Genomic DNA, 12,822 nt, shown 5'->3' with positions numbered 1-12,822 from the left:
AACCCCCTACTTATAAGCCTTGATGTATGCACCTGCAAAAGCACCATCTAGGACTTCAATATCAGCTTGGGCGAGGATATCTGTTAGGTTTGTATCTTTTTGTTTAGCAAGACTTACTATGACACTCTTTGTATAAACATGGACAGGCTCGATTTCTACGTTTGTAAAACCAACCTTTTCTAGAATTCTTTTATATTCATCGACTTTAAGGGTTCCGGCAATACATCCAGCCCAAAGCTCAGCGCTTTTTCTTACATGATCAGGTACATCTTTTAGATTTACGATATCAGCGATGGCTAGGCGCCCGCCAATTTTTAGTACACGATGGGCTTCCGTTAATGCTCTTTCCTTATCATCTGACAGGTTAATCACGCAGTTGGATAGGATACAGTCAACGGCTTCGTTTTTTAGCGGTATTTCTTCGATAAAACCTTTGATAAACTCCACATTGACAGCATCCATTTTTTCCTTATTTTGATTTGCTAGTTCCAGCATCTCATCGGTCATATCAAGACCATAAACTTTCCCGGTGTCTCCAACATATCTTGAGGCCACCAAAACATCTATACCGCCGCCGCTTCCTAGGTCTAAAACAGTTTCACCTTCTCTTAAATCAGCAAACAATACAGGATCGGCACAGCCTAAGGATGCTGCCACAGCTTCTTTAGGCAAGTTCTTTAACTGATCACGGTCATAGATTAGAGAGGTATTACTAACATCTCCGCAGCAAGATGAATTGCAGCCACACCCGCTGGTACTTGTAGATTTCACTTGACTTGCAATGTCCCCGTAGTAGTCCCTTACTTTTTGTTTAACATCAAAATCCATAATATAACCCCTTTCTTTTAGCAGCATTTATTATTATTTATCGCTTTGACTAACAACTGAAGACTTTCAATCACTTGATCTCTCTTATCATTGGCTATGGACTCAAGAACAGTTTCAAAATATTGAGCCATACTATCTTCGATAGAATGAAAAGATTCCTCACCTTCCTTTGTAAGTTTTATTTTCACATACCTCCTATCGCTTGGATCTATTTCCCTTTGGGCGAGGTTTTGATTTACTAGATTATTTACAGTTCTACTCATGGTACTATTGTCTAGATTGAGGACTTCAGCCAAATCATTTAGAGAGATGGTTTTTCTACTGCCAATTTCAACGATCGCATGACATTGACCAAGGGTTATGCCGCAGCAAGAAGCTTCGCTTTTTTCCAGAATACCTAGATTCCTAACAAGGGTTTTAACAAGTTCCCTTAGCTGCTGAATGTTATTTGTATTTGTCATATGTATCACCTCAATATAATTGTAATATAAAATAGTTGCATATTGCAATAGTGTATTATATTATTTTATTATTTATGCAGATAATCCATGAGCGTTAAAAGAATAAAGGAGTAGTCTCCATAAAATAAATCAAAAAAAATTGATTTAATACTTTACATCTGGGAAGATATGGCGTATAATTTGATTAAATCAAAAAAAATTGATTAAAGGTGGTTAGAAGAATGAATACCAACTATGTAGAACAGTCTGTGTATGATACTTTTAGTGCATATGAAATGAAGTTTAAAGCCCTTGGAGATAAGAAAAGATTAGAGATTTTATATCTATTGTGCCAACATGGGAGTGTATGTGTATGTGACTTGTGTGATATGGTTGAAATGCCACAATCAAAATTATCTTATCACTTGAAGATATTGCTAGATGCAAATTTAATTAAAAAAGAAACCAAAGGAACTTGGAGCTACTATGAAATAAACAAAGAAGAGATAAGCAGCCTTTTATCAGAAAAACTGTGTTGTATTCTTAGGCCAGAAGATTGCTGTTAAATTTTTTTTATCAATAAATCAATTTTTCTTGATTAATGTGATTAATAATCCAACAAATAATAAGGAGGCGTAATTATGTGGGAAAGTAACTATCATTTTGAAAAAGTTATTGAATTTAAAAGAAAAGAAATTGAAAAGAGAAGCAGAGAAGCATGGAAATATACGGCAGCAATATCTAAATCACCAAAGTTATTAAGACAAGATAATACCTGCGTGAACTGCTGCTGTTAGCGAATGATAAATATTGTTTTAGAATATATGAATGAATTATGTGGATTATTGAAATATGAAAGGATGGTAAGTATGGAATTTCTCCAAGATATTGCTGGAACGGTCATTGGATATCTGAAAGCTGATTGGCTTATTTTGTTGCTAGGTATTATCATGGCAGTAGGCATTAATGTATATGTGGATGCGGATAATTTAAGGAGATTACTACAGAAGAACTCGAGATTATCCGTACCTGGATCAGTAGCATTTGGCGCATTAACGCCCCTGTGTGCATGTGGAACCATGGCCGTATTGTTATCTATGTTTATTTCTTCATTACCGTGGGGGCCTGTGATGGCTTTCTTGGTATCATCACCATTAACAAGCCCATCGGAATTTATGTTTGAAACAGCTTTTTTAGGTGCTAGATTTGCTACAGCGGTACTCATTTCTTCTATCGTCTTAGGAATTTCGGCAGGGTTCTTGGCCCATTATCTAGAAACAAACACCAGCTTCTTTAAAGGACAGTTTAAGTTAATTGGAACAAAGAAAGAAAGCTGTTGCAGCAAGGATACAGAACAAGAATTAATAGCAACAATATCATGCTGCCCACAAGGAAATGTAGAAATTTATAAGGAAAGTATGATACGGAAATACAGGATTGATCAGTTTGTAAAGGGATTATACGATATTGGTTTAAGGAAAATATTACTTGCATTTGTGGTATTCATTGGGATTGGAAGGATTGTAGAAATGATCCTTCCCCAGGAATGGATTCTGACCTTATTTAGTGGAGATAAAAATTATTCTATACCATTAGGAGCAACAGTAGGCTTGCCATTGTATGTTTCAGGGTCAGCAGCACTACCTTTGATGAAGTCTTTCATGAATGCTGGTGCCAGCGAGGCTGCAGTGTTGGCATTTCTAATTACTGGGAAGGCCACTGGGATTCCTGTTATCGCAGGAATGTCTACAATTCTGAAAAAAAGAGCAATACTGTTTTATGTTGGATTTGTTTACTTAGGAGGTATCATAGCGGGATATTTGTATCAACTTATGGGAATATAGAGATTACTGCATAGTCATTTACGAAAACTATATACTGAAGAAAATAGGGAATAATGTACTCATTGTCAAAGTATTGAAGTACATTATTCCCTATTTGTTATAAAAATACATAAAATATAAATTATAGAAAAAACTTTACACCCCATGGGTAAGGGGGTATAATTGTGTTATAAATATATAATGATAAATTAGTAGTGTCGTATTTAGAGAAAGGTGTGAATTTATGAGCAACGTTTGGATGTATGTATTGACCATTGTTTTATTAATCATTTCTGCTGTTAAAGATAAGAAAAAAACAAAACAAGCTCTTATGAAAGCTTGGAAGACCTTTGAGAACATTTTGCCTGAGCTTTTAGGTATTATTATGCTGGTGGGATTAATGCTTGCCATTGTAAATCCAGAAGTGGTTTCGAAAATTATCGGGTCCGAGTCAGGGTGGTTGGGTGTTATCCTATCTGCAGTAATAGGCGCGATCACACTAATTCCTGGTTTCGTAGCCTTTCCTACAGCGGCTCTGTTGCTTCAAAATGGCGCAGGGTATATGCAAATAGCAGCCTTTGTTTCTACATTGATGATGGTAGGGGTCATTACTGCCCCCGTAGAGATGAAATACTTTGGCAAAAAGCTTACGATATTAAGAAATACAACGGCATTTATTTTCTCATTCATCGTTGCCTATATCATCGGAAGGGTGGTTGGATAAATTGAAAATCATAAAAAAATATAGATTCTTTATGTTTACGATTTTGGTATTGGCAGCGGTAATTCTATTGAATAGACAGCTGGGAATGAAGGCCCTAGACATTGTAGGCTTTAGCTTTAAGGAAATGATGATGGTTATTCCACCTATTTTTATCCTGTTAGGACTTCTAGATATCTGGGTGCCAAAAGAAACAATGGTAAGATATATGGGAGAAAGCTCTGGATGGCTAGGCGTTGTATTGGCGATATTATTGGGGTCTGCAGCGGCAGGGCCTTTATATGGTGCATTTCCCATCGCTGCAGTCTTTATGAAGAAGGGGGTTCGTTTTACCAACGTGTTAATCTTTATTGGTGCATGGTCGACCACCAAAATTCCAATGTTCTTATTTGAAATGGCTTCGCTAGGCACTTCCTTCGCCCTAACAAGATTGGCCATTGATATCCCAGGCATCATACTCATTGCTCATATCCTTAATTTTTTCGCATCAAAGGAAGAACTTGATGAAATCTATAAGAAAGCAGAATCTCTATAGGAAAGATTATTGAGTCATATAAATAAAAATCAGCAGGGCATCATGACCTGCTGATTTTTATTTATTTTATAATGGCTTTATTGATTTTAATATCATCACTGAGCACTTCATTCATGCTGCCTGTGCGATAGCCTAAAATATCTAAGGTCACATATGTAAATCCAATTTCTTTAAACTTAGCACCGATTTGATCCATTATGTTAATATCGAAAAATTTCTCTCTCTCACTGGATGCCACTTCGATTCTGGCAATCTGGTCATGATGTCGTACACGAATTTGGCGGAAGCCAAGGTCTAGTAGATACTGCTCCGCAAGATCCACCATTTTGAGCTTTTCTGGGGTAATCTCTTGACCGTAAGGGAATCTGGAAGAAAGACATGCAAAGGCAGGCTTGTTCCATGTCGGTAAGTCCATATCCTTAGATAAAACCCGTATATCATCCTTTGTAAGACCTATTTCTCTTAAAGGACTGATTACATGTAGTTCTTTGGCTGCATGCATGCCTGGACGAAAATCACCTAAATCATCATAGTTGGAGCCATCTAGGACGTGAAGCATGTGGTGTTCGTTGGCTACGTCTCGAACCTTTGTAAAGAGTTCGTGCTTACAGTAGTAGCATCTGTTGGTAGGATTCTTGGCAAAACCTTCAATCTCTAATTCTTCAGAAACGATGATAATGTGCTTTGCACCCATTGTCTCAGCATATTTTTTCGCTTCGATAAATTCTCTCTCAGGATAGGTGGATGATCTCGCAGTGACAGCAATAACCTGATCACCTAAAACTTCGTGGGCAACCTTCAACAAGAAAGTACTGTCTACACCGCCGGAAAAAGCAATTGCTGCACTTTTTAGGTTTCCTAAAAATTCTTTTAATTTGATTAGTTTCTCCTGTGGGTTCATTTTTGACCTCCTAAGATATATTTAAAAGACAAGCTTTCATCATACTACATACTCAAGCAAATTTTATACTAGGTTGCTATAGATGTCAATAAATACTATACTTATGATTATAGGGCAATCTATATTATTAAGGGATAAAATCGTCCAAAATCGAAGCAAAGGAGAGTCTGTATGAAAAAGATCATAGTTTATGGCAGTCATATGTGACCAGAGTGTCCAGAGGTGAAAGAGTTTCTTTCAGGAGAAGGGGTTAAATTTGGATATTTTGATATTAGTTTGGACTTTGGTGCACTCAAAAGGTTTCTAAAGATAAGAGATACCCATCCCGCTTATGACCAAGTGAAAGCAGGAGGAAGGGTAGGCGTACCTACCATCATCATAGATGATGAGGTTATCTTAAATGTGGATTATGAAGAGCTAAAAAAGAAGATAAAGTAAGATCATTCAATTAGAACACAGGGCATACCTAGACCCTGTGTTTTTTGATAACAAAAAATGATATTCCTAAAAATATGCAAAATGATTAGGATGTTCCCTAATTTGATTTATATAGAAGACGGAGGTTACTGTGCTTCATAAATCCTAAAAAAATTATTGGTAATCATTTTCTGAATTATCTTCTAAAGATTGACAACTATATAAAATGTTTTTTTGAACAAAATATTAATGTATGACCATACTTCAATTATTGGAGGTAAAGAAGATGAGACAATTGGCACCCAGTGAAATGTTATCCATACGAGAGCTTTTACAAATGGAGTCAAATGCCTTAACAAAGGCTAGGGCAACAAGGGCAATTGTACAGGATAGAGATTTACAGAAACAAGTGGATGCAGCAATTCTCGCTGCAGAAGGAAGAGTAAAAGGTATACAACAGTTTATCACTGAAAACAATGTAGTAGATGTTACGGGGGTGCATTAATATGGCATCATTGCTAAACACTTTAATGGGAAACAATGGAAATCAATTGGATGACCAGACCATCGCAAATGATATGCTGATGGGTTCTAAGGCTGCTGCCAGCGCCTATCTTACTGCAACACTAGAATGTGCAACACCGGAATTGAGAGCCATGTATGGAAGCAGCTTAAACCAGATTGTTGGCGGCCATGGCGCTTTGACAGAATTAGCAGTAAATCGGGGATGGTATAAACCCTATGATATGCCAGATCAACAGCTTACGGAGACAGTATATCAGTCTCAAACCGTACTTGATCAAGGGGAAGGAATATCTCAATAATATAAAGTAAGATCAAAGAAATAGCCTGTGGAATTCCACGGGCTATTTTATTGATACTATAGATACTAATGGTAATTATTAAAACTTGAAAATTGTCGATAAGACCTGTAAAATGAAAGTATATTCAATACATGTCCATAGCCTCACTCCTAACGGGTGGGGCTATTTATGTTTATGGATCCTTGGAAGATGAAAGGTGGGAGAAGATGAAAAGGAAAATAGCGTACATCTGTTTATTGGTCATTGGAATTGTATTGGGAAGCATCTATTTTGTGCAAAATTTCTACTTTGTGTCAAAGTCTGCATCTACTGTACCCACCATACCGAAGGTGATTATATATCACGATCAAAGTGTTAAAACTTCTGAAGACTATGGTGATGGGGTAAGAATACGGGGCGAAGCGCATAATCTTTATGTTGCCCTTGACCTGCTGCAGGAAGAATTGGATGTCTATGGAGAATATGACACAATGACAAAGGTAGGAACCATCACTACGAAAGATAAGGTAATTCGTTTCTATGGAGAAGATGGGCAAGTAAAAGTAAATAATAGGACGGACATAGATGCATTACCTGTAATCATTGAAGATGATAGGGTGTATGTACCCATACAAGACATCGAAGAATACATTGGCATAAAAAGTAGATGGATTGAAGAACGAAATTCTGTCGTGCTGATAAATCAAAAAGAAGATCTATCCATGGGAGAAGTGATAAAAGATCAAGTAAGAGTGCGAGAAGACAGCAAGCTTTTATCTTCAGTACTTGAGATTTTAGAACAAGGGGATCAGATTCAATTCGTAGAAGGCCATGACCAATGGGTACAGGTGATGACAGAGAATGGACAGGTTGGATATGTGGACAGTAATGCCATCGGAAATAAGGAGATGGTTGAAGCTATGGAGATAGGCAGTAATGAACCAATTTGGAAACCTGAGAAAGGGAAAATTTTCTTGACTTGGGATCATATTCATAATAAAAATCCCGATACAGAAAAGATAGGACCTATGGAAGGGGTAAATGTGATTTCACCCACATGGATTAGCATTGTGGATGGAAAGGGAACGATTAAACACAACATTGATAGAAGTTATATAGATTGGGCCAAGGCACGGGGGTACAAAGTTTGGGCATTGGCCAATAATTCCTTTGATCCAGATATGACCAATACGATCCTAAACAATTCACTTATACGAGAAAAGATTATCAACGAACTAGTAAAACTGGCAGTGGATTACGATTTAGATGGAATCAATATAGATTTTGAAAATGTCTATATGAAGGACCGAGATAAACTTACGCAATTTGTCAGGGAAGTAACGCCCATGCTCCATGAAAAAGACAGGGTTGTTTCCATCGATGTGACAATAAAGAGTATGACCGAAAACTGGTCTCTATGTTATGACCGAAAGGCCTTGGGTGAGATCGTGGACTACATGGCCGTCATGACCTACGATGAGCATTGGTCATCCAGTCCGGTGAGTGGCTCAGTTGCGTCCATTGGATGGGTTGAGAAAGGTATGGCTGAGATCACGGAAGAGGTGCCTGCTGAAAAGCTATTGTTAGGTGTTCCATTCTATACAAGGATTTGGACGGAATCACCATCGACTGATGATCCGAGTAAAACTATGGTGAAGTCTAAGGCGGTTGGTATGGAAACCATCAATGAAATATTGAAGATTCCAACAATTCAAAAAGAATGGCTGGCGGAAGTAGGCCAGTATTATGTAAGCTATGAGAAAGACGGAAAGCTTCAAAAAATATGGATTGAGGATAGTCGGTCGCTTCAACTAAAAGCAGGGCTGGTGGAAAAACATAATTTTGCAGGTGTTGCAGCCTGGAGACGAGGTTTTGAGACTCCAGAGATTTGGAGCGCCATTGATCAGATCATAAATTTTAATGAATAAGTATAAGGAATAAAAGGAGTCTAAGGTAACTTGGGCTCTTTTTTGTCGTTCATGAAGTATACTTGAAGAAAAAATGAAAATAATAAATAAATGTATGGAGAAAGTATAAAAATGGAAAAAATATTGTATAAATCCAAAATGTAGCAGTGACTTTTGAACAGATATAGGAGGAAGGGCCAAATGATCTATCATCAAGATACCTATCTTGTTGTAATAGGCGGCGCAGAGGATAAGACGGCTGATAAGGTAATTCTAAAAAAGCTTGTTTCTCTGACCAAGAAAAAAGACCCAAAGTTTGTTGTGATGACAACCGCAACAGAGAAGCCAAAGGAAGCAGGACAGCAATACATTAAAGTCTTCAAAACCCTAGGGGTTGAAAGGACGACAGTTTTAAATATAGAGAGCAGAGAGGATGCCAATAAAGATGAGATTTTAAAAGAAATGATGGATGGCGATTGCATCTTTTTCACTGGCGGTGATCAACTAAGAATATCTAGTATTCTGGGAGGAACCAGAGTGCATGACCTTCTCCATAAATGTGTAGGAGAAGGGAAGGTAATTGCAGGAACCAGTGCTGGGGCTTCCATGATGAGCGAAATCATGGTGGTGGAAGGGATGGATGAGAAGGCACCGAGTCGATGCACCATTAAGATGGCGCCAGGCATGGGACTTATGGAAGGCGTCATCATCGACCAACATTTTAATCAAAGAGGAAGAATTGGTAGACTTCTTTCTGCTATTGCCCAGAATCCTCATTCTTTAGGAATTGGAATAGATGAAAATACAGCAATTGTCGTAAGTTATCAGAATCACTTTGATGTGGTAGGATCAGGGGTAGTGACCATCATAGATGGCAGAGATATCGCGTTTACCAATACATGTGAGCAGTATCCAAATGAACCTTTGGCTATTACAAATGTGCGAATGCATGTACTGCCGACCGACTACGGCTTTCATCTCCCATCAAAAACACCAGTCGTCCCAAGCAAGTCCAATAAAAAGGCGCAAGATCAATCACAGGAGGAATCAAAATGAAGGTTGTAAATCTAAGAGCATTAAGAGGTAGGAATGTATACAGTCATAATCCAGTCATTAAACTCACTGTAGACTTGGAAGATCTCTATGATACACCAACATCAGAAATTCCTATGTTTAATGAAAACTTAGTCGCAATGATTCCAGGACTAAAGGAGCATAAGTGCTCGGAAGGTTATCGGGGTGGATTTGTAGCAAGATTAAAAAGAGGTACATATCTGGCCCATGTAATGGAACACACAGCTTTGGAAATACAAAATATGTTGGGATATAATATCCGTTATGGAAAAGCGAGATGGGACAGCGGACTGTCCATTTATAATGTTATTTATGGATATACAAATGAAGTTGCAGCTGTAGAGGCAGGATTGATGGCGTTTGATGTTTTAAATCATTTAATCCGGGGAGAGACCATCGATATTGATGAACGATTGGATATGATTCGAAAGAAGGCAGCAGAGTTAGAATTGGGGCCAAGTACAAAGGCTATTGAGGTAGAAGCAAAAAAAGCTGGGATACCAGTTATTCGTATTGGTAAAGATAGTATTCTACAATTAGGGTATGGCGCAAATCAACGGAGGATTCAGGCAACCTTGACAGATCAAGCAAGCTGTATTGCCGTAGATATTTCCTGTGACAAATGGATGACCAATGAATTGTTAAAGCAAAATGGCATACCTGTACCAGCGGGTAGAATTGCCAGGAATAAGTATGAAGCTGTGGAAATGGCAAATGATATTGGCTACCCAGCAGTGGTGAAACCATTTAATGGCAACCAAGGCAAAGGGGTATCATTAAATTTAAGTTGTGATGAAGAGGTAATTTCTGCCTATGAGGCAGTTGAAAGATATACCACCGATGCCCTAGTAGAAAGCTATATTGAGGGCAAACATTACCGTGTGCTGGTGGTGAAAGATCGCGTGATTGCAGCTTCGGAAAGAATTCCAGCCCATGTGGTGGGGAATGGAAAAAACACGATTAAAGAATTAATTGAGTTAGAAAACAAAAATCCTCTGCGGGGCGAAGGTCATGAGAAGCCATTGACAAAGATAAAAATTGATGAAGTTATGATGCTCCTTTTGAGGAAGAACCATCATGTTCTTGAAGACATACCAGATGAGGGGCAAGTGGTTTATCTAAGAGAAAATGATAATTTAAGCACAGGTGGAATCGCCATCGATGTGACAGATCAGGTCCATGAAGATATCAAGAAAATGTGCATTAAGGCGGCTTCTGTTATTGGTTTAGATGTGGCAGGAATTGATGTGACAACAACGGATATTAGTTCTCCATTGGGTGCTACTGGAGGAGCGATTATTGAGGTGAATGCAGCACCGGGAATTCGAATGCATCATTACCCCTCTTCGGGAACACCGAGAAATGTGGCAAAGGAGATTTTATCCTCCCTATTCCCAAAAGGAAAAGCCCACTCTATTCCCGTTGTGGCAGTAACAGGAACCAACGGAAAGACAACCACTACAAGACTTGTAAGCAAGATACTAAAGGAAGCAGGTCACTATGTGGGCATGACTACAACCAGTGGGATATATTTGGGAGATGAATGCATTATTAAAGGAGATACTACGGGGCCAAATAGTGCAAAGACCATATTGATGAATAAGGATGTTACGGCTGCAGTGCTGGAAACAGCTAGAGGAGGCATTGTTAACAGAGGTCTTGGGTATGACCTGGCAGATGTAGGGATCATTACAAATATCACGGATGATCACTTGGGGTTAGATGGTATCGAAACCCTTGAGGATTTAGCCCATGCGAAGTCATTAGTGGTTGAAGCTGTAAAGGATACTGGATATGCAGTGATCAATGCAGACGATGAATATTGTTTATCCGTGAGAGATCGGGCCTTTGGGAATATCATATTGTTCACTAAAGATCATAAGAACAATTATGTGGTAAAACATATCAAAGACGGGGGCAGAGTCGTCTATATCAAGGATCAGATTATCTATTTGGCCACGGATAAGGAACAGATCCCTGTGGTAAATATTGAAAACATTCCAGCAACCCTTGGTGGGGCTCTCGTCCATAATGTGGAGAATAGCTTGGCTGCGGTGGCTGTCGCTTGGGGGTTAGGAATTGACAAGGATGCAATCAATCGCGCCTTGGTAAGCTTCAAATCTGATGAAAAAGAGAATCCTGGAAGGTTTAATATGTATGATGTGTCAGATTTCAGAGTGATCGTGGATTATGGACATAATTTCGATGGGTACAAAAAAGTCATCGAAGGTCTTCAAAAAATTAAGATAAATCGAATCATTGGTGTCATCGGTGTACCAGGAGATCGATTGGATACAAGTATCCATGAGGTAGGTATACTATCAGGTCAAAGCTTTGATCATGTATTTATTAAGGAAGATAGGGATCTACGGGGCAGAGATGAAGGAGAAGTTGCTAAACGATTGATGGAAGGCTGCTTAAAGGGAGGCCTTGATCCAAATAGAATGGAAATTGAGCTGATAGAAGAAGTGGCTTTAAGAAAAGCCATGGAAATGGCAATGGCTGGAGACATAGTTATCGTATTCTATGAAGACCGGGAAAGAATAATGGAGGTAATCCATGAATTTAGCCATCAGAACCAAAGGGAACGCCACCAACAAAAAGTAATGTTATAAAAATGTAAGCCAATCATAAGCTGTTTCTGCTTAAAAAGCTGTTATTCTATACAGGTATAAAAACTGTAAAGATTGGCAGCTTTCTTCATATAATTGTAATAGGGTGTTTCTAGGGAAGAATCTGAATAAAGGGGGGAATTGGATGTTATCACCGAGTCTTGAGGACTATTTAGAGGAAGTATACCAACTATCCCAACAAAAGAAAGAAATTCGAGTAAGAGATATTGCTGAAAAGTTGAATGTATCGTCGCCTTCTGTGGTGAAGGCATTGAGAAAACTTAACAAAGAAAACTATGTTCAGTATAAGCGATATGAAGGTATCCATATGACAGAAGAGGGAAAGAAGCTTGGAAAGCTTCTTGTAAAAAGAAACAGCATTCTACAGGAGTTTCTATTTGTAATCAACAGCAATTGTGATACGGCAGTGGAGGCAGAAGCTATGGAGCATTACCTAAGCCCTCCAACCATTGCAGCTATTGAAAATTTGGTGGATTTTATGCGCAGTGACAAAGAAGTGATGGAGCGATTTGCAAATTTTAGTGATTCTGAAAAAGACCATCACTGGAGTGAGGAGATCCCTACATAAACAGACAGTTCAGCATTTTGCTGAACTGTCTGTTTATGTAGGATGCTTGAATAATCAGCTGGGAATTGGGTATGTTGAAAGGGTGGGAATCTAACCAAATGGTTGGATATAATAATCTAGAGGAATAGTGAATGATTGCAACAAAAATATAATACACAGGGAGTGCACAAAC

At 38.4% G+C, this 12,822-nt stretch carries 14 protein-coding genes and 1 pseudogene; 12 read left to right on the top strand and 3 right to left on the bottom strand.

The annotated features are described in order from the left end of the window. Nucleotides 1-6 precede the first annotated feature (6 nt). Both arsM and K0R93_RS13515 read right to left on the bottom strand, forming a co-directional pair. Nucleotides 7-828: an arsenite methyltransferase gene (gene arsM / locus K0R93_RS13520; RefSeq protein ID WP_300302271.1), complete on the bottom strand. Its 822-nt coding sequence runs from the start codon at nucleotides 826-828 to the stop codon at nucleotides 7-9. Between the two features lie 17 nt (nucleotides 829-845). Further along, a complete protein-coding gene (locus K0R93_RS13515) occupies nucleotides 846-1,289 on the bottom strand; it encodes a MarR family winged helix-turn-helix transcriptional regulator (protein ID WP_300302269.1) in 444 nt (147 codons plus the stop codon). Nucleotides 1,290-1,510: 221 nt separating this feature from the next. Between K0R93_RS13515 and K0R93_RS13510 the strand changes: the two genes are divergently transcribed. The 5 genes from K0R93_RS13510 to K0R93_RS13490 all read left to right on the top strand — a co-directional run bounded on the left by K0R93_RS13510 (nucleotide 1,511) and on the right by K0R93_RS13490 (nucleotide 4,347). Next, nucleotides 1,511-1,834, top strand: a complete 324-nt coding sequence (locus K0R93_RS13510) for an ArsR/SmtB family transcription factor (protein WP_300302265.1) — start codon at nucleotides 1,511-1,513, stop codon at nucleotides 1,832-1,834. Between the two features lie 75 nt (nucleotides 1,835-1,909). Beyond that, nucleotides 1,910-2,065 carry a hypothetical protein gene (locus tag K0R93_RS13505; RefSeq protein WP_300302263.1) on the top strand — a complete coding sequence of 52 codons (156 nt, stop codon included), beginning with the start codon at nucleotides 1,910-1,912 and terminating at the stop codon, nucleotides 2,063-2,065. Between the two features lie 72 nt (nucleotides 2,066-2,137). Further along, the gene (locus tag K0R93_RS13500; RefSeq protein WP_300302261.1) at nucleotides 2,138-3,112 is read left to right on the top strand and encodes a permease; all 975 of its coding nucleotides are present in this window, start codon (nucleotides 2,138-2,140) and stop codon (nucleotides 3,110-3,112) included. Nucleotides 3,113-3,335: 223 nt separating this feature from the next. Continuing rightward, nucleotides 3,336-3,815, top strand: a complete 480-nt coding sequence (locus K0R93_RS13495) for a permease (protein ID WP_300302259.1) — start codon at nucleotides 3,336-3,338, stop codon at nucleotides 3,813-3,815. 1 nt (nucleotide 3,816) lies between these two features. Beyond that, nucleotides 3,817-4,347, top strand: coding sequence for a permease (locus K0R93_RS13490; RefSeq protein ID WP_300302257.1), 531 nt, complete (start codon nucleotides 3,817-3,819; stop codon nucleotides 4,345-4,347). A 61-nt stretch (nucleotides 4,348-4,408) separates the two neighbouring features. On the opposite strand, the gene larE is transcribed toward K0R93_RS13490, so the two are convergent. Then, nucleotides 4,409-5,248: an ATP-dependent sacrificial sulfur transferase LarE gene (larE, locus tag K0R93_RS13485; protein WP_300302254.1), complete on the bottom strand. Its 840-nt coding sequence runs from the start codon at nucleotides 5,246-5,248 to the stop codon at nucleotides 4,409-4,411. A gap of 219 nt (nucleotides 5,249-5,467) precedes the next feature. Here larE and K0R93_RS13480 point away from each other — a divergent pair. From K0R93_RS13480 to K0R93_RS13450, 7 genes and pseudogenes are all read left to right on the top strand, one after another. Continuing rightward, nucleotides 5,468-5,686: pseudogene (locus K0R93_RS13480) on the top strand (hypothetical protein); the annotation flags it as partial. A gap of 265 nt (nucleotides 5,687-5,951) precedes the next feature. Further along, entirely contained in the window at nucleotides 5,952-6,170 is a 219-nt protein-coding gene (locus K0R93_RS13475; RefSeq protein WP_300302252.1) for a hypothetical protein, read from the top strand. Nucleotide 6,171: 1 nt separating this feature from the next. Continuing rightward, nucleotides 6,172-6,489 carry a spore coat protein gene (locus K0R93_RS13470; RefSeq protein ID WP_300302250.1) on the top strand — a complete coding sequence of 106 codons (318 nt, stop codon included), beginning with the start codon at nucleotides 6,172-6,174 and terminating at the stop codon, nucleotides 6,487-6,489. A 206-nt stretch (nucleotides 6,490-6,695) separates the two neighbouring features. Further along, entirely contained in the window at nucleotides 6,696-8,396 is a 1,701-nt protein-coding gene (locus K0R93_RS13465; RefSeq protein ID WP_300302248.1) for a glycosyl hydrolase family 18 protein, read from the top strand. Nucleotides 8,397-8,576: 180 nt separating this feature from the next. Beyond that, entirely contained in the window at nucleotides 8,577-9,431 is an 855-nt protein-coding gene (locus K0R93_RS13460; RefSeq protein ID WP_300302245.1) for a cyanophycinase, read from the top strand. After that, on the top strand, nucleotides 9,428-12,064 hold the full coding sequence (cphA, locus tag K0R93_RS13455; protein WP_300302243.1) for a cyanophycin synthetase: 2,637 nt from the start codon (nucleotides 9,428-9,430) through the stop codon (nucleotides 12,062-12,064). Before K0R93_RS13460 ends, cphA begins: the two co-directional genes overlap by 4 nt. A 142-nt stretch (nucleotides 12,065-12,206) precedes the next feature. Continuing rightward, a complete protein-coding gene (locus K0R93_RS13450; protein WP_300302241.1) occupies nucleotides 12,207-12,650 on the top strand; it encodes a metal-dependent transcriptional regulator in 444 nt (147 codons plus the stop codon). The last annotated feature ends 172 nt before the right edge of the window (nucleotides 12,651-12,822 follow it).

Source organism: Anaerosolibacter sp. (genome assembly GCF_029240175.1).
Classification (GTDB): domain Bacteria; phylum Bacillota; class Clostridia; order Peptostreptococcales; family Thermotaleaceae; genus Anaerosolibacter.
Note: the sequence above shows the minus strand (reverse complement) of the source record. Positions and strands in the feature narration are given on the sequence as shown.